The 25,093-nt window shown below is 59.2% G+C and carries 24 protein-coding genes, 1 tRNA gene and 1 pseudogene; 20 read left to right on the plus strand and 6 right to left on the minus strand.

Annotation, left to right across the window (positions count from 1 at the left end; genetic code table 11):
- Positions 1-102 precede the first annotated feature (102 nt).
- Positions 103-1,623, minus strand: coding sequence for a choline-sulfatase (gene betC / locus EV660_RS15020; protein ID WP_071479305.1), 1,521 nt, complete (start codon positions 1,621-1,623; stop codon positions 103-105).
- 722 nt (positions 1,624-2,345) lie between these two features.
- Between betC and EV660_RS15025 the strand changes: the two genes are divergently transcribed.
- Complete coding sequence (locus EV660_RS15025) at positions 2,346-2,744, plus strand: helix-turn-helix domain-containing protein (RefSeq protein ID WP_071479306.1); 399 nt, start codon at positions 2,346-2,348, stop codon at positions 2,742-2,744.
- A 1,109-nt stretch (positions 2,745-3,853) separates the two neighbouring features.
- On the opposite strand, the gene alr is transcribed toward EV660_RS15025, so the two are convergent.
- Entirely contained in the window at positions 3,854-4,891 is a 1,038-nt protein-coding gene (gene alr, locus EV660_RS15030) for an alanine racemase (protein WP_071479307.1), read from the minus strand.
- A 177-nt stretch (positions 4,892-5,068) separates the two neighbouring features.
- Here alr and EV660_RS15035 point away from each other — a divergent pair.
- Positions 5,069-5,218, plus strand: a pseudogene (locus tag EV660_RS15035) (integrase core domain-containing protein); the annotation flags it as partial.
- 102 nt (positions 5,219-5,320) lie between these two features.
- On the opposite strand, the gene EV660_RS15040 reads toward EV660_RS15035, so the two are convergent.
- Positions 5,321-6,190, minus strand: a complete 870-nt coding sequence (locus EV660_RS15040; RefSeq protein ID WP_157798909.1) for a hypothetical protein — start codon at positions 6,188-6,190, stop codon at positions 5,321-5,323.
- A gap of 499 nt (positions 6,191-6,689) precedes the next feature.
- Positions 6,690-6,764: transfer RNA gene (locus tag EV660_RS15045), tRNA-Thr, on the minus strand.
- A 94-nt stretch (positions 6,765-6,858) separates the two neighbouring features.
- Between EV660_RS15045 and EV660_RS18700 the strand changes: the two genes are divergently transcribed.
- From EV660_RS18700 to recR, 10 genes are all read left to right on the plus strand, one after another.
- Entirely contained in the window at positions 6,859-7,020 is a 162-nt protein-coding gene (locus tag EV660_RS18700) for a hypothetical protein (RefSeq protein WP_168800330.1), read from the plus strand.
- 12 nt (positions 7,021-7,032) lie between these two features.
- Positions 7,033-8,301, plus strand: a complete 1,269-nt coding sequence (murA, locus tag EV660_RS15050) for a UDP-N-acetylglucosamine 1-carboxyvinyltransferase (protein ID WP_071479310.1) — start codon at positions 7,033-7,035, stop codon at positions 8,299-8,301.
- Positions 8,298-8,783, plus strand: a complete 486-nt coding sequence (locus EV660_RS15055; protein WP_071479311.1) for a DUF2948 family protein — start codon at positions 8,298-8,300, stop codon at positions 8,781-8,783. The genes murA and EV660_RS15055 overlap by 4 nt, the downstream gene beginning before the upstream one ends.
- On the plus strand, positions 8,784-10,085 hold the full coding sequence (hisD, locus tag EV660_RS15060) for a histidinol dehydrogenase (protein WP_071479312.1): 1,302 nt from the start codon (positions 8,784-8,786) through the stop codon (positions 10,083-10,085).
- A gap of 118 nt (positions 10,086-10,203) precedes the next feature.
- Positions 10,204-11,025 (plus strand): alpha/beta fold hydrolase, encoded by an 822-nt coding sequence (locus tag EV660_RS15065; RefSeq protein WP_071479313.1) that lies wholly within the window; start codon positions 10,204-10,206, stop codon positions 11,023-11,025.
- Positions 11,004-11,999 (plus strand): threonine ammonia-lyase, encoded by a 996-nt coding sequence (locus EV660_RS15070; RefSeq protein WP_071479314.1) that lies wholly within the window; start codon positions 11,004-11,006, stop codon positions 11,997-11,999. The genes EV660_RS15065 and EV660_RS15070 overlap by 22 nt, the downstream gene beginning before the upstream one ends.
- Positions 11,986-12,780 (plus strand): 3-oxoadipate enol-lactonase, encoded by a 795-nt coding sequence (pcaD, locus tag EV660_RS15075; protein ID WP_071479315.1) that lies wholly within the window; start codon positions 11,986-11,988, stop codon positions 12,778-12,780. Before EV660_RS15070 ends, pcaD begins: the two co-directional genes overlap by 14 nt.
- A 136-nt stretch (positions 12,781-12,916) precedes the next feature.
- On the plus strand, positions 12,917-14,689 hold the full coding sequence (locus tag EV660_RS15080; RefSeq protein ID WP_071479316.1) for a DNA polymerase III subunit gamma/tau: 1,773 nt from the start codon (positions 12,917-12,919) through the stop codon (positions 14,687-14,689).
- A 15-nt stretch (positions 14,690-14,704) separates the two neighbouring features.
- Complete coding sequence (locus EV660_RS15085; RefSeq protein WP_071479317.1) at positions 14,705-15,049, plus strand: YbaB/EbfC family nucleoid-associated protein; 345 nt, start codon at positions 14,705-14,707, stop codon at positions 15,047-15,049.
- A gap of 12 nt (positions 15,050-15,061) precedes the next feature.
- Positions 15,062-15,661, plus strand: a complete 600-nt coding sequence (recR, locus tag EV660_RS15090; protein ID WP_071479318.1) for a recombination mediator RecR — start codon at positions 15,062-15,064, stop codon at positions 15,659-15,661.
- 62 nt (positions 15,662-15,723) lie between these two features.
- Here the strand turns inward: recR and EV660_RS15095 are convergent, their stop codons facing one another.
- Both EV660_RS15095 and EV660_RS15100 read right to left on the minus strand, forming a co-directional pair.
- The gene (locus EV660_RS15095) at positions 15,724-16,116 is read right to left on the minus strand and encodes a VOC family protein (RefSeq protein ID WP_071479319.1); all 393 of its coding nucleotides are present in this window, start codon (positions 16,114-16,116) and stop codon (positions 15,724-15,726) included.
- Between the two features lie 16 nt (positions 16,117-16,132).
- Positions 16,133-17,614 (minus strand): replicative DNA helicase, encoded by a 1,482-nt coding sequence (locus EV660_RS15100; RefSeq protein ID WP_071479320.1) that lies wholly within the window; start codon positions 17,612-17,614, stop codon positions 16,133-16,135.
- A 230-nt stretch (positions 17,615-17,844) separates the two neighbouring features.
- Between EV660_RS15100 and hisS the strand changes: the two genes are divergently transcribed.
- The 8 genes from hisS (at position 17,845) to EV660_RS15140 (ending at position 25,051) form a co-directional block, all read left to right on the plus strand.
- On the plus strand, positions 17,845-19,464 hold the full coding sequence (gene hisS, locus EV660_RS15105) for a histidine--tRNA ligase (protein ID WP_071479321.1): 1,620 nt from the start codon (positions 17,845-17,847) through the stop codon (positions 19,462-19,464).
- Complete coding sequence (locus tag EV660_RS15110) at positions 19,461-20,546, plus strand: ATP phosphoribosyltransferase regulatory subunit (RefSeq protein ID WP_071479322.1); 1,086 nt, start codon at positions 19,461-19,463, stop codon at positions 20,544-20,546. Before hisS ends, EV660_RS15110 begins: the two co-directional genes overlap by 4 nt.
- Positions 20,543-21,274, plus strand: coding sequence for an ATP phosphoribosyltransferase (gene hisG, locus EV660_RS15115; RefSeq protein ID WP_071479323.1), 732 nt, complete (start codon positions 20,543-20,545; stop codon positions 21,272-21,274). The genes EV660_RS15110 and hisG overlap by 4 nt, the downstream gene beginning before the upstream one ends.
- Positions 21,275-21,557: 283 nt before the next feature.
- Positions 21,558-22,418 (plus strand): undecaprenyl-diphosphate phosphatase, encoded by an 861-nt coding sequence (locus EV660_RS15120; RefSeq protein WP_071479324.1) that lies wholly within the window; start codon positions 21,558-21,560, stop codon positions 22,416-22,418.
- Between the two features lie 277 nt (positions 22,419-22,695).
- A complete protein-coding gene (locus EV660_RS15125; protein WP_071479325.1) occupies positions 22,696-22,899 on the plus strand; it encodes a hypothetical protein in 204 nt (67 codons plus the stop codon).
- A gap of 42 nt (positions 22,900-22,941) precedes the next feature.
- The gene (locus tag EV660_RS15130; RefSeq protein WP_071479326.1) at positions 22,942-23,373 is read left to right on the plus strand and encodes a DUF2493 domain-containing protein; all 432 of its coding nucleotides are present in this window, start codon (positions 22,942-22,944) and stop codon (positions 23,371-23,373) included.
- 15 nt (positions 23,374-23,388) lie between these two features.
- A complete protein-coding gene (hisE, locus tag EV660_RS15135; RefSeq protein WP_071479327.1) occupies positions 23,389-23,853 on the plus strand; it encodes a phosphoribosyl-ATP diphosphatase in 465 nt (154 codons plus the stop codon).
- Positions 23,854-23,929: 76 nt separating this feature from the next.
- Positions 23,930-25,051, plus strand: coding sequence for a magnesium transporter (locus tag EV660_RS15140; protein ID WP_071479328.1), 1,122 nt, complete (start codon positions 23,930-23,932; stop codon positions 25,049-25,051).
- Positions 25,052-25,093 lie beyond the last annotated feature (42 nt).

The following is a 25,093-nucleotide window of genomic DNA, read 5'->3' on the forward strand; positions in this document are numbered from 1 at the left end:
ACGCGGCCAGGATTCCGGTTGTGAAGTTCAATGAAACCGAGGGCAGGTTCAGTTTGTTTGCATGCACTGACGAAACCGCAATATAAAACCAACCTTTACGGATCATTCGCCGCGTGGAAAGCGTTTGCTGTCTTCAAGGACGTTCAGATCCATATGATTGCGCATGTAGCGCTCTGATGCTTTTTGCAGTGGCTGGAAATCCCACGGGTAATAGCCACCCTGCCGCAGTGCCTCATAGACCACCCAGCGGCGCGCCTGACTTTCGCGCACTTCGGCATCGAAGCGCGCCAAATCCCATCGGGCCTCGGACTGTGCGCGCAGATCGGCCAAAATCTCTTGATGCGAAGGATCACCGGCAAGGTTGCAATGCTCCTGAGGATCGGTTTCCAGATCAAACAGCAACTCAGGGTCCAGCATGCAGCGGGTATATTTCCAGCGCCCGTCGCGCAGGCAGACCAAGGGCGCCTCTGAGGCTTCGGCAGCATATTCCATGGCGACGGGGCTTATGCGCGTGGTGCCTTGCCCCAACGGCACGAGGCTTTCGCCGGTCGTCCAAGGCAAAACTTCCGCCATACTGACACCAGCAAGATCGCACAATGTCGGACAGATATCGATGGTGCTGACAGGTGCATCTATCCGTCCTGACGCCATGTCAGGGGCTGCGATCATCAGGGGCACGCGGGCCGAGCCTTCAAAGAAGCTCATCTTATACCACAATCCACGTTCACCCAGCATATCCCCATGATCGCTGACAAAGACCACCACGGCCTGCTGGCGCGTTGCCTCAAGCGTGTTCATAATCTCGCCGATCTTGTCGTCCAGATAAGAGATATTTGCGAAATAAGCGCGTCGTGCGCGCGCCACCATTTCCGGTGTCAGATTATAGGAGCGCCAGTCATTCGCATTAAATATCCGTTTTGAATGGGCGTCTTGCTGGTCATAGGGGATAGGCCCGGTTTCGGGCGCCAGATGGAGGCAATCCGCATAAAGATCCCAGTATTTCTTGCGCGCGACATAAGGGTCATGCGGATGAGTGAAGCTGACGGTCAAGCACCATGGCCGCGCATCAGCCCCACGTGACAGATCATAAATCTTGGACACAGCATGATGGGCGACATCGTCATCATATTCCATCTGGTTGCTGATTTCGGCCACCCCTGCGCCCGTAACCGACCCCATATTGTGATACCACCAGTCAATCCGCTCGCCGGGTTTACGGTAGTCAGGCGTCCAACCAAAATCGGCAGGATAAATATCGGTGGTCAGACGCTCTTCAAACCCATGCAATTGATCAGGGCCGACGAAATGCATTTTACCAGAGAGGCACGTGTAATAGCCCGCGCGTCGCAGATGATGCGCATAGGTCGGGATGCTAGAGGCAAATTCCGCTGCATTGTCATAGACCCGAGTGGAACTGGGCAGCTGCCCTGACATGAAACTCGCACGCCCCGGCGCGCAAAGCGGTGAAGCCGTGTAGGCATTGGCAAAGCGCGTAGACCGGCCCGACAACGTCTTAAGGTTGGGCGCATGGAGCCAATCGGCGGGGCCATCAGGAAACAGTGTGCCGTTTAGCTGATCCACCATAATGATCAGGATGTTTGGCCGCGCGTGATCGTGGGTCATAACCCGATATTCCTAAAGTGATATACTGCTGGATGTGACCATCGCCGGATCAGGCGAGCAGATCAAGCGACATTGTGCCGAAGGAAGCCTTTAAACTCAACTCAGCACAAAGAGGGTTTCGTTGGGACCGCAAATGCCTTCTTGCCACACAGTGCCGGTGGAATGTTCAAAGGGCGCGGCAGTGACGGGGTCGAACCAATGGGTCGAATCTCCATGGCTGTCCCCTCTTGCTTGTCAATTTTCTAGTCGCCTCTTGCCAGTTTTACGACACTAAGTTCACCGATTGAGGGGGTTTGGGGCTACAGTGAAAGGCTGCTGCCGAGAGCAGCGCTGCCATACTGCCTGACCGTTGGCTTTGGGCCGACCACGTTGTCACGTAGCGTTGGCTTCAATGCGATCCGTCCGCCACAAAGAAGCAGGCCGTCGTTAATCCGAACTAGGCAAGATAGTTACGGCATGTTGAACAATATGTAGATGACGCCCTGCGCAACCTCGGGCATCACGAACAGTGCAACGCATCTATGCTCTTGCCGCGCCGCCAGCAGTGGAGGGTTCAGCCATACCCGCTTGGCTGGCACCGGCTGCATCCCCATCACATGATCTTTAATTTTCTAAGACTTCGGTTATCTCTCGACAACCAATCACCCGCGCAAAAGTCCCACCCGAATGAGCTGCACGGTCGCGGTAAGTAAGTCTTGCAACAAACAACAAGCGAGACACCAATGACCAACCCCTACAAAGATACCCCGACTGCGCGCTTTATCGCAGCCCGTGTGCGCGATCTGGCACATCGCAAGACCCAGGCCGAGATCGCAGCAGAAGCGGGCTTCGTAAATGCAAATTTCATGTCGCTTCTGAAATCTGGAAAGAACAAGGTGCCGCTGGATCGTGTGCCGTCGCTTGCACGGGCGCTGGAAGTCGATCCGGCCTATCTGATGCGCATGGCACTGGATCAGGCTGTGGGTGCGACGGCTGCGAAAGCGATCATCGATATCTTCGGCACGCCCGCGACCGAGAATGAAATCGGTTGGCTGCACGAGATCCGGGATGCATCTGACAATACGGACCCGCGTCTGACTGCGCGTTCACGGGCAGCATTGCGTGGGATATTCGGGAAATGAGTGATGATATCTACGTTCTACCTATGGGTCCGGTGGGACCGTGGGACCAGCTGACCAGAAACGAGCGAGCGTGGATCGAGTTCATTCGAGTAATCTCTTGCGGAAGTGACCCTAAGATCACGCCCGCGCGGGTGCGTGCGCTGCGGGAGCTTCTGGACAGCACGTGATCGATCGTCGTGGAAATGTTCATCCTTTTCGGATTTTCTGTTCGTGAAGGGCATTTCAGCACTGAAATGGCGCGAGGGCAGGGAACCTGCGCTCGCGTCATGTCACGCAAGCAAATGGCTAAGCGGCGACCTTTGCATAGCGAACCCGGCTTTTTGTATCTATGAACAACAGATGGGGGTTCAGCGAATTTGCAAGATGAGTATGGTTTTGAGTTGGCCAAGTGCTGCATAAATCTGCTATACAATCTGCAATACAGGGATAATAAGTTTATATATAAATCAATATCTTAAAGTATCTCCGGCTCGGATAAGACGGACCGTCTCTCCGCCATTTAGCCTCGATTTTATCGAATAAATCTCGATTTTGGGGCTTATGCTCCACACTAGGCCAAAATAAAGCGCTTGAACCGAGGAGAGCGAAGTACTCCCCGCTCGGTTTCACCTTTTGCCAGGCGGGCCATATGGTCGCGAAACGCACCAGAAGATCCTACGCGCTTGCCCGGCTCTGCGGATGCCGTGTTTTCTGGCATAGGGGCAAAAAGCATCCCCGATCGATCCTGATCCGACAGGATTGTAGCGCTGGAGCGCCCCTCCAACCTTTTGGGTTGCAGCTTATGACTGCTTCGTTGTGCAGTTGGGCTCAAACTCGTGCGCCCTATGTGATGCGCTGCCGTATGTCGAGGTCTGAGAATACAGGCAGCGGCAGGACAAGTATGTGACGTGCATCGTAGTGCTGGCTTCGGGCCGTGCCTGTGATGCTTTTGGCTTCGCTGGCTTGGTCAGTGGCCAGAGCATCCCCTGATTTCGCTCTTGAGGCACGCTCTTCACGACAATTCATCTCTGGGTGCGGCCCGGATCATCACCGGGCTAGCGAGCGGAGGGGTGCAGATCGCAACCGTGTGAGATCTTTTATCAGAACACGCGCATTCAGATGTTCGGCACCTAACTATACACCCGCGCGTAGCGATGGCCCAGACCCGTAAGGATCTCATAGCCAATCGTGTCAATCACGCTTGCAAGTGTGTCGATGTCCTGATGCGGTCCAATCAGGTCGAGGGTTTCGGGGTCGTCAGGGACCGCGCTGATGTCGATGGTCACAAGGTCCATCGAGACACGCCCGACAAGCGGGCACGCAATATCATCGGCCCATAGCGTGGCCTTATGAGACAAGGCGCGCTGTATCCCATCTGCATAGCCCGCCGAGACTGTCGCAAGGCGCATGTCGCGCGGTGCCGTGAAGCTGTTGCCATAGCCCACAGTCTCACCAGTCACGACTTCGCGGGTCTGTATAACCGGCAGGCTTAGACGGACCACCGGCTGAGCTTGTGAGAAGGGATCACCACCATACAGGCCAATTCCTGGCCGGGTAATGTCGAAATGATACGCCTCTCCCAACAGGATACCGCCTGTCGCGGCAAGCGAGCGTGGCACGCCGGTTCCATCTGTCATCTGGTGAAAGACGGCAAGTTGGTCGGTATTCATGTCATGGTCTGGTTCATCCGCACAGGCCAGATGCGACATCAGCAACTCAGGCCCCTGCGCCAGTGCAATTTCCGCGACAGCGGCCCATTCGGCAGGCTCCATCCCCAGGCGGTTCATGCCTGTATCCAGCTGAATCCCGAAGGGATGGCCGTTCAACGCCTCAAAATGGCGGGTCAGTTGCTCGGTCGAGTTCAGCATCGGGATCAGGTTGGCTTCAGAGATAAGGCGCGCATCGCCCTCCATATGCCCCCCATAGACATGGATCGGTAAATCCGGTCCAATCGCTGCGCGCACTGCAATGCCTTCTTCGGCCAGCGCGACAAAAAAGCGCCGCGCGCCGGCATGGGCAAGTGCATGGGCAACATGACCCGCGCCAAGGCCATATCCATTGGCTTTGACCGTCGCGGCGGTCTGAACCTGTGCGTCCGAGCGCGCATCCAACGCGCGCCAGTTCGCCTGCAGGGCTTTGAGATCGATATGTAACTTTGCCTGTGCCATACTCCGCCATTGCGTCAGCACGACCTATAGGTCAAGAGGGAAATGAAGGGATGGTGCTGTGAGAGAGGGCTGAGCTCGTCGTTTCTAGGTTTTATGTGTTGTTTTTATTGTATAAAAAACTGCTCAATGAAGACATGTGTAGAGCTTGGTGGGTTGGTGCGTGCATGTCCGTTTAGCCAACATGAGTGGCTGGACCAATACATCATCGAAAGCATCGAGGAGGCACAGGATCAGGCCACGCAATGGCTATGGACTTACAACAACGACCGCCCCAATAGGGGCATCGGCGGCATCACACCCGCCATGAAACCGAGAATGGCTGCGTGAATTCTACCGATGCACCCCGTTCAGACGGGGGAGATAACCCGCCGTTCTGCCAGCGCAAGGTTACACACTAAGAAAGGTCAAATTTGCTTCCTGCTCACCGTATCAGTCATTGTGTTCCCGGCTCTTGACCCCCAACAAATGTCCGTTTTGTCGTAAAGCCTGCGTTACCTTCTTAGTCGCCTCGCGTTCAAGTCCGTACTCTCCGAGTATACGGATTAGTTCGAGTGCGTTGGGCGGCATACTCACGTTGGAAGGTTGCGGCGTTTTGAGGTCAGAGACTTCATTGCTAGACAGTCCGCAGGCAGATAGGACTGCCGAACCGAGCGGGACGCCCGATCCAAGCTCATCCTCCATTGCAACAACGACTAGGCGCTCACCGAGGGCCGCGCGCAGCTTTTCAACGATTTGATCGGGGCCTTTGAGGTTGTCGTTCTTGTCACACCATGTCTGAAAGTCGAGGAGGTGCTTCGCCGTCTTAGCAGATTGATTATACGATGATTTACGCCAACGCTCAAGATCGCGTGTGTATACAACGTAGCGGCACTCAAGATCGGGGCTGCGGCACGCTTGATCTATCGACTTCGCAATGGCTTCAAATCGCTCGTACTTTAGGGGTGCAAACAGATATGCCGATCTTGTCCCGAGTAGGTTCTCGTCCGAAACTAACAGGACAGGCTCACTCACTAATCTAACTCTGCGGCTGAAGCGCCAAAGCGCAAGCCGTTGGCGCGCTTGTTTCAAGAGCCCGCCCTTTTTGATGAACCTATTGTTCGACGAGCGCAGTTCGCATGTTAGGTCGTCTCTCGCCGAAACAGCGACCCCAAGGCGGCGCAGGGTGTCACGGTTAAGCCGCAGCATTTCCTGAATTGTCGATGACCCTGTCTTCGGCAAGCCAAAGTGAATTACGAGCAAACGCCTTTCCGAAGGAGAACTCATCACAATGATAGGTTTTCTCTGTGCGCGGTCTGGCATTCTAGGCACAAAGACAGCGAATAAAAAGTTCTTACTGACAGGTTGATAAACTTGCCTTCATCGCTGGCAAAATTTTTCCCGAAGTCAAGATAGTAGTTCAAAGCTCTGCCACTCCTGCAGCTACCTCACAATCATAACCTGTCATAGATAAGAAGTGCAACGTGAAACCGACATGACCTATCTGAATGTGCTTTTTAGTCAGTGGTGCGACAATTCCTCTGCTCGCCGGTACCATCTTCGAACCAGGCTACGAGCGACTGTTTTTGCAGGGCTTCGGAATTTCGAAGCTTTTCTTCATTTTCGTTTTTGGTTTTCAACGATCAACTTACTTCGGCCTTCCCAAAGATTTCCCTAAGGTTTGCGGGTGTTTTCTGCCGGACATAAAAGGCGCCTGTCTTCGGGTTTTTGTGTGATCTGTATATGTGTAGAGCCTTGGGGCAGAACTGAGCATTATCCAAACCACTGCCATCGCCAATCTTCACGTATTTAGTCGGACAGATGGTGCTGTGAGAGAGGATTGAACTCTCGACCTCTCCCTTACCAAGGGAGTGCTCTGCCACTGAGCTACCACAGCATGGCCTGTCGGCGATGGGCGGCTAGGTAGTCGGAAATTCCGTTCGGTGCAAGCCTTATCTGGACGGTTTTTGAAAGTTGCGCTACGAGAGGGCATGAGCGAGACAAAGCCAAACGGGACTGGGACAGCAAAAACCCGCGATGCGGCGCGGGCCGAGCGGTTGAAAGCTGCCTTGAAAGCGAATATCGCCAAACGAAAGGCGCAGTCCCGCGCCCGGACAGACGCATCAGACAGCGCGCCGAGTGATAAAAAGTAAAGGGCAGAGCATATGGATTCGATTGTTGTTACCGGGAATGGCCCGCTCAAGGGTGAGATCCCGATCGCAGGTGCGAAAAATGCCTGCCTGACGCTGATGCCAGCCACGCTTCTGACCGATGCGCCGCTGACACTGACCAATGCGCCGCGCTTGTCCGATATACGCACGATGACCGAATTGCTTGGCTCTCTCGGGGCCGAAGTCGCCAGCCTGCAAGGTGGACAGGTGCTGGCGCTGTCCAGCCATGACCTGACTTCGCATAGGGCGGATTATGACATCGTGCGCAAGATGCGCGCCTCTATCCTTGTACTGGGACCAATGCTGGCACGTGATGGACATGCGGTTGTGTCGCTACCTGGCGGCTGCGCCATTGGCGCGCGCCCGGTGGACCTGCATTTGCGCGCGTTGGAAGCGCTGGGCGCGGAGCTGAACCTGCGCGACGGCTATGTCCACGCCAAAGCACCTGGCGGGTTGAAGGGTGCGCGGTTCCGCTTTCCCATCGTGTCGGTGGGCGCCACCGAAAACGCGCTGATGGCGGCCACCCTGGCCAAGGGCACGACCATTCTGGAAAACGCCGCTCGAGAGCCGGAAATCGTCGATCTGGCGCAATGCCTGCGCCGTATGGGTGCCCAGATTGAGGGCGAAGGCACCAGCACGATCACCATTCAGGGCGTTGCCAGCCTTGGTGGCGCAACCCATCCTGTCGTGACCGACAGGATCGAACTTGGTACCTATATGCTGGCCCCGGCCATTGCTGGCGGTTCGGTCGAATGTCTGGGGGGGCGGCTGGACCTGGTGCAAGCATTCGCTGACAAGCTGCACGAAGCTGGCGTTGAGGTAACCGAAACAGCGCGCGGGCTGCGCGTGACGCGCAATTCCGACCGGTTGCGCTCTGTCAATGTCGCGACAGAACCGTTTCCCGGTTTCCCGACCGATTTACAGGCGCAGTTCATGGCCGCCATGTGCACTGCGGATGGCGTTTCTGTACTGGAAGAGCATATTTTCGAGAACCGGTTCATGCATGCCCCCGAACTGACGCGCATGGGCGCGCAGATCGAAGTGCATGGCGGCACTGCAACGGTTACCGGGGTAGAGCGTTTGCGCGGCGCACCTGTTATGGCCACGGATCTGCGCGCGTCCGTTTCACTTATTCTTGCAGGGCTTGCCGCCGAAGGCGAAACGATTGTCAGCCGCGTTTACCACCTTGATCGCGGATATGAAAATGTCGAAGACAAACTGGGCGCGTGCGGCGCGCGGATAGAACGGATCAAGGCGTCATGAGTGATGCACGTTTCGAGGATGGGGCAGAACGCCCGCTGCGCTTGCAGGCAATGGACAGCGATGATCTGAAGGTCATTTCGGCGCTGGTGCAGGACAGTGTGTTCCCGGCCACGGAAATGACATTCGATCGCAAGCGCCGCCGCTTCGTGCTGCTGATCAACCGCTTTCGCTGGGAAGATCGCGCGCGCGCCCGCGCTGGTGGGGATTATGAACGCGTCCAGTCCCTTCTGGTGGTAAGTGACGTGTTGGGTGCGGCAACAAGTGGGCTTGACCGTGCAGATGCAGATCTGATCCTGTCGCTGCTGGCGCTGGAATTTCATCCGGGGACCGACGGGACGGGCCATCTGTCGCTTATCCTTGCCGGTGACGGCGAGATCCGGCTGGAGGTGGAGTGTCTTGATGTCGCATTATCTGATGTGACACGCCCTTATCGTGCACCCTCGCGCAAGGCGCCGGAACACCCGTTGGACAAGGACGTGTAAATGCCCGTTTTTCTTGACAGTCGCGATGCTGGTTTTGAGGCCGGTTTTTCAGGCTTGCTGAACGCCAAGCGCGAAGATGCCGTCGATGTGGATGATACTGTAGCAGCCATCATTGCTGATGTGCGCGCGCGCGGTGATGCCGCCGTGATCGAGTTGACACAGAAGTTTGACCGCATTGCGCTGACACCGGACACTCTGGCCTTTTCACCAGAAGAGATAGAGGCCGAATGCGCCCGCGTCCCTGCGGCCGAGCGCGCCGCGTTGGAACTGGCGGCCACACGCATTCGCGCATATCACGAAAGCCAGCGCCCTGAGGACAAGCGCTGGTTTGATGAATATGGCGCAGAACTGGGGTGGCGCTGGGGGCCAGTCGGGGCCGCCGGGCTGTATGTGCCCGGTGGTCTTGCAAGCTATCCGTCTTCGGTCTTGATGAATGCAATTCCCGCGCAGGTCGCCGGGGTGGAACGTCTGGTCATTTGCGCGCCCACGCCTGACGGGGTCGTCAATCCGCTGGTCTTGCTGGCCGCGAAGCTTTCGGGCGTGGAAACGGTTTATCGTATCGGTGGCGCGCAGGCCGTCGCCGCGTTGGCTTACGGGACCGAGACAATCGCGCCGGTTGACAAGATCACAGGGCCTGGGAATGCCTATGTCGCTGCTGCCAAGCGGCGCGTCTTTGGGCGTGTCGGAATCGATATGATCGCGGGGCCGTCCGAGATTCTGGTGATTGCAGACAAGGATAATGACCCTGACTGGATAGCGCTGGATCTGCTGTCTCAGGCGGAACATGATGAAAGCGCGCAATCCCTGCTGGTCACCACGGATGAGGGTTTTGGTCGCGCGGTGATGCAGGCCGTGGATGCGCGCCTAGAGACGTTGGAGCGACGCGCAATCGCGGGCGCAAGCTGGCGTGATTATGGTGCCGTGGTCGTGGTGCGTGATCTGGCCGAAGCGGCAAGACTGTCTGACCGTGTCGCGCCAGAGCATCTGGAACTTTGTGTCGCGGATCCCGAAGCGCTGCTGGCGCAGATCAACCATGCCGGCGCTGTTTTCCTTGGGCATTGGACCCCAGAAGCGATTGGCGATTACATCGGCGGTCCGAACCATGTGCTGCCAACAGCACGTTCGGCACGGTTTTCATCGGGCTTGTCAGTGCTGGATTTCATGAAACGCACAACCCTTGCGCGGATGACCCCCGAAGCCCTGGCGGCGATTGGCCCGGCCGCCGAGCAACTGGCAATTTCCGAGAGTCTGGAAGCGCATGGGCTAAGTGTGCGTGCAAGGCTGGAGCGCCTGAACCGCTAGCGCGTGCCCACCTTATCGGTGTGTGCATGAGTATTTCTGGCAAGAAAATGATGCAGGGGTTTTCCTTTCACTTCGGGCGTGTCACTTCTTGCAAGCCGGATCAGCAAGGAAGCTAGCCATGCCGTTTTTCACAGCGCCGGATGGGGCGCAACTGCACTATACGGATGAAGGACATGGGCGCGGATTGTTATGCCTGTCGGGGCTGACGCGCAATGGCACGGATTTCGACTATCTTGCGCCGCATCTGCCATCCTTGCGGATGATCCGGCTGGATTATCGCGGGCGCGGCAAGTCGGACTGGACCGGGGCAGAGACATATACCGTGATGCAGGAAGGTGCGGATGTCATCGCGCTGCTGGACCATCTGGGGCTGGATCAGGTGGCTGTGCTGGGAACCTCGCGCGGGGGGATCATCGGGATGTATCTGGCCACCGTGGCGCGCGATCGCTTGCGCGGGCTGTGTCTGAATGATGTCGGCCCCGTGATCGAGGCGGATGGTTTGGCGCGCATCTCCAACTATATCGGGCAGACCCCGTCTGCATGGACCCATGCGCAAGCGGCCATCGCGCTGGAACGGTCTTGCCCCGAATTCTCGGATGTCCCCGAGGGGCGCTGGTTGCAGGAAGCCAGGCGCCATTTCATCGCGACGGATCAGGGGCTTGAATTGAATTATGACCCGGCCTTGCGCGATGCCTTTCTGGCCGCGATGGAAGGGGGCGGGGGGGACCTGTGGCCCATGTTCGCAGCCTGTGAAGGGATGCCTCTGGCACTGATCCGCGGGGCGAATTCCAATTTGCTGAGTCCCGCCACCGCAGCCGAAATGCAGCGCCAGCGGCCGGATATGGTGTTTGCCGAAGTGCCCGGGCGCGGGCATATCCCGTTTCTGGATGAACGCGAAGCGCTGCAAGCTATTCACGAATGGTTGGGGATGTGCCTGTGAATTTTGAGATGATCACCGCAGCGGCCCATCGCCTGAAGGAACATGCGCGCCGCACGCCGCTGCTTTCCTCACCGTTTCTGGACCGGATCGCGGGGCGTCGTGTATTCGTCAAGGCCGAATGCCTGCAACATACGGGCAGTTTCAAATTTCGTGGTGCATGGTCCGCGATTACAGCGCTGCCAGATACAGCGCGCGGAGTGATCGCCTTTTCTTCTGGAAATCACGCTCAGGGGGTGGCCTATGCCGCAAGCCTGAAAGGGTTGCCTGCGGTCATTATCATGCCGCGCGACGCGCCAGCGATAAAGATCGCCAATACACGCGCGCTGGGGGCCGAGGTCGTGCTGTATGATCGTGTGCTTGAAGATCGTGATGCACTTGGCGCGGCCTTGGCGCGAGAGCGCGGGCTGGAGCTGATACAACCTTTTGATCACCCGCAAGTGATTGCCGGGCAGGGCAGTGTCGGCCTGGAGATCGCAGAACAGGCGCGGGCCGAAGGGATCAAGGACGCGCAGGTTCTGGTCTGCTGCGGGGGCGGTGGGCTGACATCGGGCATTGCGCTTGCACTGGAACAGACAGCACCGCAGATGCAGGTGCGCACGGTCGAGCCCGAGGGGTTTGACGATGTTGCGCAATCACTCGCAACCGGGCAGGTGGTGGAGAACCCAACACGGTCCGGGCTTTGCGATGCGATTGTCACACCGCGCCCCGGTGCCCTTACCTGGCCTGTCATGCAACGCTTGTGCGGACAGGGGCTGGTGGTCAGTGATACGGAGGCCTTGCGCGCGATGGCGCTTGCATATGACCGCTTGAAGCTGGTGCTGGAGCCGGGGGGCGCTGTGGCGCTGGCTGCGGCAGTTTTTCGTCGTGACGAGATCGAGGGGGACGCGGTAATCGTCACCGCCTCGGGTGGGAATGTCGATCGCCCGGTTTTCATGGATGCACTGGCTGAGGAGGCGGCGGATGCAAAGCGCTGATCTTGGACATATCCATTTGCATTACCGCATTGACGGGCCAGAAGACGGTAAGCCGGTGGTCTTCTCGAATTCACTGGGCACGGATCTGCGCGTTTGGGACCCGTTGTTGCCGCATCTGGCACCGGGATTGCGCATCATTCGCTATGACAGACGCGGTCATGGATTGTCGGATGTGCCGGATGCTCCCTATTCGATGGGCCAACTCGTGCGCGATACAGAGGCGCTGCTTGATTTTCTGAATATCAGGGACTGTGTATTTGTGGGGCTGTCGATTGGCGGCATGGTGGCGCAGGGACTGGCAGTCAAGCGCCCCGATCTGATCCGTGCGATGGTGCTGTCCAACACCGCCGCCCGCATCGGCACTGCCGAGATCTGGCGAGAGCGCGCGAAGCTAGCCCGTAGCCAAGGCCTTTCTGCCCTGGCTGACGCGACCATGGAACGCTGGTTCACCCCAAAATTTCGCGCCAGCCCCGCCCTGCCCATATGGCGCAACATGTTTCTCGCAACCCCGGTCGAGGGCTGGACAGGCTGTGCAGAGGCGATTGCCGGCACGGATTTCTACAGCACGACCGCAGGCCTGAAGCTTCCCGTGCTGGGGATCGCGGGCGATCGTGACGGCTCCACCCCCGCGGATCTGGTGCGGGAAACGGTCGATCTTGTTCACGGGTCCGAATTTGCCTTGATCCGCAGGGCAGGGCATCTGCCACATATAGAACAGCCCGCCGCCTATGCAGAGCCTGTCAATCGCTTCGTCCTTGCGCAGGGGTTTGGGGCAAGCTGATGGCGGGTCATTTTCTTGCTCTAAATACTCAAAGTCCCAGCGCAAAAATCGTGTGCGCCTTTGATGGTGTGAAAACCCGTTTCCCATCTTGCTGCGCACAGGCTAGACTGCGCAAGGTGATGACAGGCAGGCCCGTATGAGTGAGACGCAAACCCCCTATCAGGTTCTGGCGCGCAAATACCGCCCCGAGAGTTTTGCCGATCTGATCGGGCAGGATGCGATGGTGCGCACCCTGCGCAACGCTTTCGCCGCTGACCGAATTCATCATGCCTTTATCATGACCGGCATTCGGGGCACGGGCAAGACCACCACGGCGCGGATTATTGCCAAGGGGTTGAACTGCATCGGCGCCGACGGGCAGGGCGGTCCAACGACCGAGCCTTGTGGTGTCTGCGAACATTGCCGCGCCATCACGGATGGCCGCCACGTCGATGTGCTGGAAATGGACGCGGCGTCACGCACAGGGGTTGATGATATCCGCGAGATCATCGCCTCGGTCGCCTATCGGGCAGCTTCGGCGCGTTACAAGATCTATATCATCGACGAAGTGCACATGCTGTCGAACAACGCTTTCAATGCGTTGCTGAAAACACTGGAAGAACCGCCCGCGCATGTGAAGTTCATCTTTGCGACCACCGAAATCCGCAAGGTGCCTGTCACGGTGCTCTCGCGCTGCCAGCGTTTCGATCTGCGCCGGATCGAGCCGGAAGTCATGATTTCGCATCTCGAACGTGTGGCGCAGGCCGAAGGGGGGCAGGTCGCCGCCGATGCGCTGGCGCTGATTACGCGGGCTGCCGAAGGGTCGGTGCGCGATGCCATGAGCCTGCTGGATCAGGCCATCAGCCACGGGGCCGGGGAAACCAGCGCCGATCAGGTCCGGGCGATGCTGGGGCTTGCAGATCGTGCGCGGGTGCTGGACCTGTTTGATCATATCATGCGCGGCGATGCGGGGGCGGCGCTGGCAGAACTGGCCGCACAATATGCCGATGGCGCGGACCCTATGGCCGTGCTGCGTGATCTGGCTGAAATCACCCATTGGCTGAGCGTGTCCAAGATCACCCCCGATGCGGGCGATGACCCAACCCTCAGCCCGGAAGAACGCGACCGGGGCGCTGGCATGGCGCAGGCCCTGCCGATGCGCACGCTTACCCGGACATGGCAGATGCTGCTCAAGGCGCTGGAAGAAGTGGCCAGTGCGCCCAATGCCATGATGGCCGCTGAAATGGTCATCATTCGGCTGACTCATGTGGCCGATCTGCCCAGCCCAGAGGAGTTGGTGCGCAAATGGCATGACCAGTCACCACCGCCGCCGGGCACAGGACCGGGCACCGGGCCGGGCAGGGGCGTGGACGGGGCACCGCGCGCACCCACCCCCGCCGGTTCGGGGTCCGTTGTGCACAGATCAGGTGGCGGGCGGGGCAATGGGGCGCAGGCCGCCTTGGCCCAGCCCGTCTCAGCCCTTGCGCATTACCCTGATTTCGACTCTGTCGTTGCCATGATCCGCGAGAAGCGGGACATGGCGCTGTTGATGGAGGTGGAGACCTGCTTGCGGCTTGTGAAATATTCCCCCGGCCGGATCGAGTTCGAGCCGACGGAACAGGCTTCGCCTGATATGGCCGCGCGCTTGGCCGGGCGTTTGCAGGGCTGGACAGGCATGCGCTGGGGGGTCTCGGTCACCTCAACCGGTGGCGGGGCCACTTTGGCCGAAACGCGCGCCGCCGAACTGGGTGAGAAAGAAGATGCCGCACTGCAAAACGAACTTGTAGCGGCGGTGTTTCAGTGCTTTCCCAGTGCGAAGATTGCTGAGATCAGGGAATTGAAAGATGCCGAAGATGCAGCCGCCGCCGAGGCGCTGCCAGAGGTGGAAGAGGCTTTTGACCCCGATTGGGACCCGTTTGAAGAAACATGAAGAAAGGCAGATGAGATGCTGAAAGGTTTGGGCGGAATGGCCGATATGGCCAAAATGATGAAAGCCGCGCAGGAGATGCAGGGCAAGATGGCGCAACTTCAGGAAGACCTGAAGTCGATCACCGTGACCGGTGAATCCGGGGCGGGACTGGTCAAGGCAACAGCCACGGCCAAGGGCGAGTTGACTGCGCTGGATATCGACCCCTCGATCTTCAATTCCGACGACAAGGAAGTGGTCGAAGACCTGATTCTCGCCGCGATCAAGGACGCTCAAGTCAAGGCGGACATGCGCGCCAAGGAAGAAATGGGCAAACTGACCGAGTCGATGGGCCTGCCGCGCGACATGAATCTGCCATTCTGACATGGCGGCCTGATGGATCGCGCGCCAAATGAAATCGAGGCGTTGATCGCGCAGATTGCGCGGCTTCCCGGTCTGGGGCCGCGCTCTGCGCGCAGGTTGGTGCTGCATCTGATCCAGCGCCGCGACCAAAGCCTGCGGCCGCTGCTTTCTGCGCTGGACCGGGTGGCCCAGACAGCGCAGATTTGCAGGGCGTGTGGCAATATCTCCACGCTGGCGCTGTGCGATATCTGCGCAGATCCCAAACGCGCCACAGCCGAGATCTGCGTGGTCGAGGATGTGGCCGATCTTTGGGCGATGGAGCGCGGCGGTGCTTTCGGGGGGCGGTACCATGTGCTGGGCGGAACGCTGTCGGCACTTGATGCGATCGGCCCCGAAGACCTGCGCATTCCCGAACTGGTCACGCGGGTGCAGCAAGACGGGACACGCGAGGTGATTCTGGCGCTTGCGGCCACGGTCGATGGGCAGACGACCGCGCATTATATTGCAGATGCGCTGTCACCGCTGGATGTGCAGGTTACCGCACTGGCCCAGGGCGTGCCGATGGGCGGCGAGCTGGATTATCTGGATGACGGCACGATTGGTGCGGCCTTGCGCGCGCGCAAGGCGGTGTAAGGGGGCTTTGCCCCCCTGCGGCTGCGCCGCATTCCCCCCAGAGTATTTTGGGCAAGAAAATGTCAGAAGATCTGCATTCCATCGGGCGGATTTGCGCGGTAATGCGCCAGCCGGGACGCGAGATTGCCCAGATGCAGTTCAAGCTTATGTCCGTCAGGATCCAGCACATAGAGCGAGGCCCCTTCGGAGCGGTTGATTTTCCACTGCGGACAGCCTGTCAGGCGCGCGTAGAGCCTGTCGAAATCGGCAGGCGCGCAGGACAGGGCGATATGGCTGTCATCGCTGCGGGGGGTGGGCACGCCGTGTTCCAGGCATAACCACAGGGTGCCGCTTTCGAGATAGGCGGCGCGCGGCCCCTGCGCGCGCACCACCATGCCCAAGAGATCGGCATAGAATTTCAAGGCGCGGGGCAGGTCAGTCACCACAAGGGTCACATGGTTGACGCCTGTGATCATGGTCTGGCCCTTGTCCTCAGAAATTCTGTTCGCCCTGTTGCCATGCCTTGGCCAGATTTCCAAAGCGCGTGAAGCGCCCCTCGAAGCTGAGTTCTACAGTGCCAATGGGGCCGTGGCGCTGCTTGCCGATGATGACTTCGGCCTTGCCATGAACGGTTTCCATGATTTCTTGCCATTTTGCCATCGCATCGAGATCGTGATCCGAGGGTTTTTCGCGTTCGCGGTAATATTCATCGCGATACACGAACATCACCACATCGGCATCCTGTTCGATCGAACCGGATTCGCGCAGGTCGGACAGTTGCGGGCGTTTGTCTTCGCGCGATTCCACGTTGCGCGACAACTGAGACAGCGCGATGACAGGGATGTTCAATTCCTTGGCAATGGCTTTCAGCCCTTGGGTGATTTCAGAGACTTCCTGCACGCGACTTTCCTTGGAGGTGCCGCGAAGAAGCTGGAGGTAGTCGATCATCAGCACATCCAGCCCATGTGTGCGTTTGAGGCGCCGCGCGCGGGCAGCGACCTGCGAAATTGGCAGGGCGGGCGTGTCGTCGATATAAAGCGGGCAGGATTCCAGTGCCTTGGCGGCCTCGACGAAGCGGCGGAATTCGCCCTCGGTCATGTCACCGCGCCGGATCTGTTCAGAGGGAACCTCGGAGGCCTCGGACAGGATACGCGCGGCAAGTTGCTCTGCGCTCATCTCGAGGCTGAAAAATCCGACAACGCCACCATCAACTGCCCCTTCGGAGCCGTCATGTTTAAGCCCGTGTTTATAGGCTTTGGCAATGTTGAATGCGACATTGGTGGCCAGCGAGGTCTTGCCCATCGACGGGCGACCGGCGAGGATGATAAGGTCCGACGGGTGCAGCCCGCCCAGCTTCTTGTCCAGATCAATCAGCCCGGTCGAAATGCCCGCAAGCCCCCCGTCGCGCTGATAGGCGGCATTGGCCATGTTCACCGCATCGGTCACGGCCTTGAGGAAGCTTTGAAACCCGCGTTCGGCCACGCCCTGTTCTGCCAGTTTGTAAAGCCGCTGTTCGGCCTCGACGATCTGTTCCTTTGGCTCTGACGTCACATCCATCTGCGCCGCGCGCGCAGAAATATCCTGCCCCAGCCGGATCAGGTCGCGCCGCACTGCCAGTTCATAGATCATCTGTGCATAATCGCGCGCCGCATAGGCCGAAATTGCGGCCGCAGCAATACGCGCCAGATAGGCCGGTCCCCCCAGTTCCTTCAGTCCTTCGTCATCTTCCATGAACGCCTTGAGCGTGACCGGCGAGGCCAGCGCATTCTTGCGGATACGCGCGCTGGCAATGTCAAAAATGCGCTGGTGGACAGGGTCATGAAAATGTTCGGGCTTCACCAGCGAGGAAATGCGGTCATAGACGTCATTATTGACAAGGATCGCGCCCAGAAGCTGCTGCTCTGCCTCGATATTATGCGGCATCACATTGGCTGTGCCATCGTCCTGCGACCGGATCGCCGTGATCTCGTTCATTGTGCCACCTGCCTGACCTGCTCTTGATTTGGGCTGTGATAGCAGAAGGCAGGGGGGGCAGGCAAATTGTATAAGCCTGTGGGTTGGCTGTGGATAAGCTTTATTCTGTGGTCCGGGTGCATTGCGCCGCAATATATAGCGCGGCGCTAGGGCCGCGTGCCTGCGCTCTTGCCCCTTGCTGCCCCTTGGGCTAAGGCCAAGCCGACCCCGAGGCCAAGGAGTGTGCGCGCATGGCGAAGAACAAGGGCCCCAGACGCCCCAAGGCAGAGACGCCCAAGGGCTTTCGCGACTATTTCGGCGCGGAAGTGACCGCGCGCAAGGCGATGCTGGACAAGATCGCGGCTGTTTATCATCGCTACGGGTTCGATGCGCTGGAAACATCGGCGGTGGAAACGGTCGAAGCGCTGGGCAAGTTCCTGCCAGATGTGGACCGGCCCAATGAAGGCGTGTTTGCATGGGAAGAAGACAGTGACTGGCTGGCGCTGCGCTATGACCTTACAGCGCCGCTGGCCCGTGTCGCCGCGCAATACCGCAATGATTTGCCGACCCCCTACCGCCGCTATGCGATGGGGCCGGTCTGGCGCAATGAAAAGCCGGGGCCTGGGCGGTTCCGGCAGTTTTATCAATGCGATGCGGATACTGTGGGCGCGGCGTCCGTGGCAGCGGATGCCGAAATTTGCGCCATGCTGGCGGATGCGCTGGAGGCCGTGGGGATTGAACGCGGGGATTATGTGATCCGCGTCAATAACCGCAAGGTGCTAAATGGCGTGATGGAGGTTGCGGGGCTGTCGGGTGATGACAAAGAGGCCGAACGCGGCATCGTCCTGCGCGCTATCGACAAGCTGGACCGGCTTGGGGTGGACGGCGTGCGCGCGCTGCTGGGCGAGGGGCGCAAGGATGAGAGTGGGGATTTCACCAAGGGCGCGGGGCTTCTGGAGACTCAAGCTGATGTTGTCATGCGGTTCATTGATTGGGAGAAAGAAAAGAACCGCATATTGTCTGAGGGGGTGAGAGCTTCGGTCATAGCGAACTCAGATTCTTGGGGCGCTTTTAAAAATGCACAGTATTTTGACGAGATCAGGTCCGATATGGTCCCTGAGCAGAGGGCAGCAACTCAGGCCCTTATAAACCGGGCGGCGATATTTCACTTGTCAGAACTGGTGCATAATTCGAAAGTTGGCACCGAAGGCGTCGACGAACTCGGAACCATCTCCGAACTTCTGGAGGCCCAAGGCTACGGTCCCGACCGCATTATCATCGACCCCTCTGTCGTCCGTGGCCTCGGCTATTACACTGGCCCGGTGTTTGAGGCGGAATTGACCTTCGAGATCAAGGACGAAAAGGGTCGTCCGCGCCAGTTTGGCAGCGTGGCAGGCGGCGGGCGCTATGATGATCTGGTCAAGCGTTTCACGGGTCAGGCCGTGCCTGCAACCGGTGTCAGTATCGGTGTGGACCGGCTGCTTGCCGCACTCGCGGCAAAGGGACGGTTGGACACCAGTGCGCAAGGGCCGGTGGTTGTGACCGTCATGGACCGCACGCGCATGGCCGATTACATGGCGATGGTGAACGAATTGCGCGCAAGCGGCATTCGCGCCGAAATGTATCTGGGCAACCCCAAGAACTTCGGCAACCAGTTGAAATATGCGGACAAGCGCCAAAGCCCGGTCGCGATTATCCAAGGCGAGGATGAGGCCGCGCGCGATGTTGTGCAGGTCAAAGACCTGATCCTTGGCGCGAAACTGGCGCAAGAGGCGAGTCTGGAAGAGTGGAAATCGCAACCCGCGCAGGTGGAAGTGCCTCGCGCTGATCTGGTCGCGACTGTGCGCGAGATCATGGGGCGGCACGGATGACACGCGCCGAAGCGATTGCTGCTGAATTGCTCTCCGGGATGCAGGGCGCAGGCGCGCAGCCTGTGGCGGCCGATATCTTGCAACCTGCCGAAACCCTGCTGGACCTGTATGGCGAGGATATTCGCGCGCGCGCTTATGTGACCCATGATCCGGCACTGGGCGAGATGATGCTGCGGCCTGATTTCACGGTTCCAGTGGTGCAGGCACATATGCGCGACGGTGCAGAGCCTGCGCGCTATTGCTATTCGGGGCCGGTGTTTCGCAAACAGGAACGCGCCGCCGGTAGGGCGCGGGAATATTTGCAGGTGGGCTATGAGGTGTTTGCCCGCAATGACCCCGCGCGCGCGGATGCCGAGGTTTTCGCCTTGTTCGCGCGGTTGCTGGCGGGGCATGACTTGCGGCCTGTTACGGGCGATATTGGTATTTTGAAAGCGGCGGTCTTGGGGTTGGAGACAAGCGCGCGCCGCAAGGCGGCGCTGATGCGCCATATCTGGCGGCCCAAGCGCTTTCGTGCGCTGCTGGAGCGGATGGGCGGGCATGGCCCCTTGGCGGAAGCGCGCGCGGAACTGGTGGCGCAATTGCGGGGCAATTCTGCGCAGAGCCAGGTGCAAGAGGCGGGCCAGATGGTCGGGCTGCGCAGCGAAGAGGAAATCCGCGAACGTATCGCCAGTTTGCTGGAAGATGCCGAGACGTCCCCCATTCCGCGCGAGCAGGTTCAGGCGCTGGAAGGGCTGCTGTCACTGGCGGCCCCCGCGCGACAGGCGCTGGCAAAGATGCGCGGGCAAAACTGGGCCGCGCTTGCCCCGGCGCTTGATCGGCTTGAAGCGAGGCTTGGCGCGCTGGATGACGCTGGGATTGACAGCACGACTCTGCCGTTCGAGGCCAGTTTCGGGCGCACAACGATGGAATATTACGATGGCTTTGTGTTTGGCTTCGTGTCCTCGCGTGACGATCTGCCGCCTGTCGCAACAGGTGGGCGTTACGACGCGCTGACCGCCGTGCTGGGGCAGGGGCGCGCCATTCCGGCGGTGGGCGGCGTGATCCGGCCTGAAACCCTTGTGGCGCTGGAGGCGGCAAGATGAGTCTGAAGCTGGGTATCCCGTCCAAGGGGCGGTTGATGGAAAAGACCTTTGACTGGTTTGCAGAACACGGCCTGACCCTGCGACGGACGGGTGAGGCGCGCGAATATGCCGGCGCGGTCGAGGGGATGGACGGGGTGGAACTGGTGCTGTTATCGGCATCAGAGATCCCGCGCGAACTGGCTGCGGGCCGCATACATCTGGGTGTGACCGGGTCTGACCTTGTGCGCGAGGAACTGGCCGGTTGGGCCGCGCAGGTGGTGGAACTGGCCCCGATGGGCTTTGGCCATGCCGATCTGATCGTGGCAGTGCCCAAGGCATGGGTCGATGTGGAAACGCTGGATGATCTGGATGCAGTGGCCAGCGCGTTCCGGGCGCAGCATGGGTTCCGCTTGCGGATTGCGACGAAATATCACCGGCTGGTGCGCGACTATCTGCGCGCACACGGGGTGGCCGACTATCAACTGGTGGATTCTCAGGGCGCGACCGAGGGCACGGTCAAGAACCTGACAGCCGAGGCGATTGCCGACATCACCTCCACGGGCGAGACATTGCGCGCAAATCACCTGAAAATCCTGCGTGACCCGCCCGTGCACCGCTCGCAAGCAACGCTGTTTGCTGCGCGTGGGGCCGACTGGAACGAGGCGCATCTGGTGATGCAGAGTTTGGCAGTCCGCCTTGGGCTTGACGTGCCGGAAGCTGTGCTGCGCGGGGCATCGCAAAAGCGTTGAGACGCTGTTTTGCGGGCAGTGATCGGGCGGATCGGGCGACCAATGACCCGCCCCGCGCAAGGAAATCACTTGTCGCCGTGCCTGCCTTGCGGCTGTGCGCTGGTGCCGTTTTGCTGCGATTTTAGGCGAAGAACTGTTCAGGCGGCACCTCTCCATGTCGCCCGGCCATGCCCGCATATCTTTCCGGGGCTTTGAGAAGAGCCGATTGTTATTTGTCCTTCGGTCAAATAGCTGGGAAACCCAGCGTGCCAAAACCAGCCCTGCCCGAAGAACAGGAGAACACATGAGCTATCTTGAGGCGATCATTCTGGGCCTTGTTCAGGGCATCTTCATGTTCGTGCCGGTCAGTTCCACCGCGCATCTTGTGGTGACACAACATCTTATGATTGCGCAGGGATCGAATATGCCTGCACCAGAAAGCCCGGCCATGATTCTGTTCGATCTGGTGGTGCATGTGGGCACTTTGGTATCCATCGCGATCGTTTTCTGGAAAAGCCTGTCTACACTGATCCGCGCAACCCTGACCGAGACGCTTGGGCAGATGCGCGTTCCGGGGCAGAGGTTGGGGGTTTTCACACATCTGTTCTTGATGGGGATGCTGACCGTTCTGGTTACGGGCGTTTTGGGGCTGGTCTTCAAACGTATGTTCGAGATTGTATTCTCTGCGCCGCAGGTTCTGGTGTTTACGCTGTCGTTGACAGCTGTGCTTCTGTTCATAACCGACAGGTTGCCCAAGCGCCCGCTTGGCATAAAAAGTATCGGGCCGCGGATTGCGATTGTAATCGGGGTGGCGCAGGCGTTGGCCTTGATCCCGGGCATCAGCCGAAGCGGGATTACGATAATCGCCGGGCTTTTTTCCGGGCTGAAACGGCGCTGGGCGGCGGAATACAGTTTTCTGGTAGCAATCCCGACGATCCTTGCTGCCAGCCTTGTGCAAAGCCTGGAGGTCATGCGCGGAGTCGGGCTGGATGGGGTTGGATTGGGGCCAATGATCGTCGGGTTTGTGGTCGCTGCCATTTCCGGCACTGTGGCGCTGAAGCTGGTATTGATGCTGCTCTACAAGGCGCAATTGAAAGTGTTTTCGGTTTATCTGGTGGCGCTGGCTGCGGTGATCGGTTTTGGCGTGCTTGATGGGATTATCTGAGCGGCGGAAGTTTTCGACAGCTTGCGGTTGACTTCACGCGCCGCCGCAGCTATCTGGGCCACGCTGACATAGTGCAGCCATTTTCGTGTATCAACCAGAGAGACCCATGGACAGCAGCTCTAGTAGCGGTCTGGCCTCTGTGTTTTGCAGTACGCTGCGCAGCCGCCAGACCTTCCGGATAAATTCAGACCACCCGGCCTGTCTGCGGCTTTGGGGCGCGCGTATGTAACGCCGCCCTTGTGCTTCCAGACCGGCGCGGCTGGACGGAGGCACAATTATGACCTTTCACTTCGCCCATATGGCCCCGCCCGGCGCAACCCTGCGCCCTATTCCCCCTGTTTTCTGCTGGCTGTGTGATGCGCAGACCGGCAAACCCGTGCGGCAATGGCTGGCCCCAAGGCCTGCGCAACCAGCACCCGACGCATTGGACACACCCCTTTGCGCACGTCTTGCCCGGCAAGCAGAGCTGCGCGCGGGTTAAGCCCCGCCTGTAGCCCTGCCTTACGCGACAGGAGTGCGTCTTATGCGTCTAATCATCACTGGTGGGCGGCATCTGGATGATGCTGCCTTGATCCGCCGCGCTCTGGCGGTGGCACATACGATCCGGCCCATCACAGTTCTTATTCATGGTGGCAATGGTGCGCTTTGCATCACGGCCGAGGATTGGGCGCGCGAGCAGCGCCTGCATGTGGTGCGCTATCCGGCCAATTGGCGGGAACTTGGCAAACGGGCCGAGGCGATCCGCAACGCCTTCATGCTGGAGGATTCGCGCCCTGACATGCTGCTGGCCCTGCCCGGCGGCAATGACACGGCAGATCTGGTGACCAATGCCTGTGCTGCCCGCGTGCCAGTGATTGACGCCGAAGGCAGGCCCATAACGCCCACCGAACTTAGTAATGCAGAGCGGCCTGACAGTCTGGCGGCTTCGCACATCACCCAACAGAACAAACCCTGAAGCGGAGGATTGGTCATGAATATGCGCCCCCCCAACATTCAAGCAGCCCAGCCCGCCGATCTGTTCGGCTGTCTGGAACATCTGATCGCCCAGCTGGACAGCCCACCGACCGCGCGCACGGAAGAACTCACAGCGTCCTCTGCCGAGAGGAAGGCCCGCAAGTTGGTCGAGGAGGCGACCGAAGTCGCTTTTGACGCGCTGGCTGACAACCGTGAGGGGCTGATCGCAGAGAGTGCCGACTTGCTCTATCATCTTGCCGTGCTTTGGCATGATCGCGGGATCAAACCCGCTGAAATCCGGGCAGAGATGGCGCGGCGCAAGGACCTGCTGGGTATAGCCGAAAAGCTGCCGAAGAAAGGCCGTGTCAGAGAGCTGTTGAAGCAAAGCAACCGGTCCTGTGCGCTGTATCGTCAAGGCGACCGGATCGGCCCTGTTCCTTTGTCAAGCGCGCCTTGCCCTGTGCCGCCGACCCCGCGGTGACATCTGCGCGGCAGATCACCTTGATCCTGAAACCAGGAAAAACTGAAAACTGATACCAAGCCGATGGAGATTTCTCATGGCAACCACAACTCTTGACACCACCCGCACCCCCAACCGCCCGGCCCGCGACCCGATTTCCGAGCGTATCCGTGATGCCTTTGTCTATGTGACCGAAGGCGCAAAAGTGACCGATGCGATTGAGGCTGTGCGCCGGTCGCATGTGCCGACAGGGCAGGCAGCCTGCGTGTTCGTGATTGATGACAAGGGCCGCTACAAGGGCTTTGTGCGGCTCTCGGCGCTGCTGCGGGCCGACGGGGACAGCAACGTCAATGCCTTCATAGATGGCGCTGATCTGGCCGTTCTGGATGACATGGAGCAGGAAGCTGCCGCGCGCAGATTGCAGTTGCGTGACGTGCCGTTGTTGCCGGTCGTCAACGCCAAATCCGAAATGATCGGTGTGCTGACATTCGATGATGCGATGGATATTCTGGAACAGGAAACCACCGATGACATCATGTTCAAGGCCGGTGTGGGCGATGTGTTCAACAGCGATGACCACATCCGGTCCGAGAAATTGACCCAAGGCCCGATCTGGTACACTGTGCGTGTGCGCATCCTGTTTCTGATGGTCACACTTGCGGGCGGGCTGATCGTTGGCGGGCTGATCGACCAGTTCGAGGATGTGCTGGGCGCAGTGATCGCGCTGGCGATCTTCATTCCGCTGGTGATGGATATGGGCGGCAATGTGGGCACGCAATCCTCCACCATCTTTGCGCGCGGCTTCGCGCTTGGACATGTCACCATGCAGGATTTCTGGCGCAGAAGCTTCGCCCGCGAAGCTGCTGTCGGGCTGGTCATGGCCGTGGGTATTGCGCTGGTCGCGGGTACAGTGGCCTATTTCTGGCAGGGCATCCCCAATGACATTCCGCAGCTTGGCGTTGTTGTGGGCGTGGCGCTGTTCACATCAGTGTTCACGGCGGCCTGTCTGGGCTTTCTGATGCCCTATGTCATGGTCAAGATGGGGATTGACCATGCACCGGGGGCGGACCCTTTCATCACCACGATCAAGGATTTCACTGGCCTGCTGGTGTATTTCCTAATGGCATCCTGGTTGATTGGCGTCGATTTCGACAGTGAGGCCACTGCGATGCTGCAAGACGCGCCCTATGCGAGTGTCGCGCTTGTGACCAGCACTTGATAAAAGGCCTTTATTTTGGGTTTGAGGGCCTTTGCTGACGGT

This window comes from Roseinatronobacter bogoriensis DSM 18756 (assembly GCF_004366635.1).
Classification (GTDB): domain Bacteria; phylum Pseudomonadota; class Alphaproteobacteria; order Rhodobacterales; family Rhodobacteraceae; genus Roseinatronobacter; species Roseinatronobacter bogoriensis.

Excerpts from the sequence above, each read along its gene's own strand:
- pcaD (WP_071479315.1), top strand. The coding sequence starts at position 11,986 with ATGCAAAGCGCTGATCTTGGACATATCCATTTGCATTACCGCATTGAC.
- EV660_RS15085 (WP_071479317.1), top strand. The coding sequence starts at position 14,705 with ATGCTGAAAGGTTTGGGCGGAATGGCCGATATGGCCAAAATGATGAAA.
- EV660_RS18700 (WP_168800330.1), top strand. The coding sequence starts at position 6,859 with ATGAGCGAGACAAAGCCAAACGGGACTGGGACAGCAAAAACCCGCGAT.
- EV660_RS15025 (WP_071479306.1), top strand. The coding sequence starts at position 2,346 with ATGACCAACCCCTACAAAGATACCCCGACTGCGCGCTTTATCGCAGCC.
- EV660_RS15040 (WP_157798909.1), bottom strand. The coding sequence starts at position 6,190 with ATGCCAGACCGCGCACAGAGAAAACCTATCATTGTGATGAGTTCTCCT.
- EV660_RS15070 (WP_071479314.1), top strand. The coding sequence starts at position 11,004 with ATGGTTGGGGATGTGCCTGTGAATTTTGAGATGATCACCGCAGCGGCC.
- hisE (WP_071479327.1), top strand. The coding sequence starts at position 23,389 with ATGAATATGCGCCCCCCCAACATTCAAGCAGCCCAGCCCGCCGATCTG.
- hisG (WP_071479323.1), top strand. The coding sequence starts at position 20,543 with ATGAGTCTGAAGCTGGGTATCCCGTCCAAGGGGCGGTTGATGGAAAAG.
- EV660_RS15055 (WP_071479311.1), top strand. The coding sequence starts at position 8,298 with ATGAGTGATGCACGTTTCGAGGATGGGGCAGAACGCCCGCTGCGCTTG.
- EV660_RS15120 (WP_071479324.1), top strand. The coding sequence starts at position 21,558 with ATGAGCTATCTTGAGGCGATCATTCTGGGCCTTGTTCAGGGCATCTTC.
- EV660_RS15110 (WP_071479322.1), top strand. The coding sequence starts at position 19,461 with ATGACACGCGCCGAAGCGATTGCTGCTGAATTGCTCTCCGGGATGCAG.
- EV660_RS15095 (WP_071479319.1), bottom strand. The coding sequence starts at position 16,116 with ATGATCACAGGCGTCAACCATGTGACCCTTGTGGTGACTGACCTGCCC.
- betC (WP_071479305.1), bottom strand. The coding sequence starts at position 1,623 with ATGACCCACGATCACGCGCGGCCAAACATCCTGATCATTATGGTGGAT.
- hisS (WP_071479321.1), top strand. The coding sequence starts at position 17,845 with ATGGCGAAGAACAAGGGCCCCAGACGCCCCAAGGCAGAGACGCCCAAG.
- EV660_RS15130 (WP_071479326.1), top strand. The coding sequence starts at position 22,942 with ATGCGTCTAATCATCACTGGTGGGCGGCATCTGGATGATGCTGCCTTG.
- alr (WP_071479307.1), bottom strand. The coding sequence starts at position 4,891 with ATGGCACAGGCAAAGTTACATATCGATCTCAAAGCCCTGCAGGCGAAC.
- EV660_RS15080 (WP_071479316.1), top strand. The coding sequence starts at position 12,917 with ATGAGTGAGACGCAAACCCCCTATCAGGTTCTGGCGCGCAAATACCGC.
- hisD (WP_071479312.1), top strand. The coding sequence starts at position 8,784 with ATGCCCGTTTTTCTTGACAGTCGCGATGCTGGTTTTGAGGCCGGTTTT.
- EV660_RS15065 (WP_071479313.1), top strand. The coding sequence starts at position 10,204 with ATGCCGTTTTTCACAGCGCCGGATGGGGCGCAACTGCACTATACGGAT.
- murA (WP_071479310.1), top strand. The coding sequence starts at position 7,033 with ATGGATTCGATTGTTGTTACCGGGAATGGCCCGCTCAAGGGTGAGATC.
- EV660_RS15125 (WP_071479325.1), top strand. The coding sequence starts at position 22,696 with ATGACCTTTCACTTCGCCCATATGGCCCCGCCCGGCGCAACCCTGCGC.
- EV660_RS15100 (WP_071479320.1), bottom strand. The coding sequence starts at position 17,614 with ATGAACGAGATCACGGCGATCCGGTCGCAGGACGATGGCACAGCCAAT.
- EV660_RS15140 (WP_071479328.1), top strand. The coding sequence starts at position 23,930 with ATGGCAACCACAACTCTTGACACCACCCGCACCCCCAACCGCCCGGCC.
- recR (WP_071479318.1), top strand. The coding sequence starts at position 15,062 with ATGGATCGCGCGCCAAATGAAATCGAGGCGTTGATCGCGCAGATTGCG.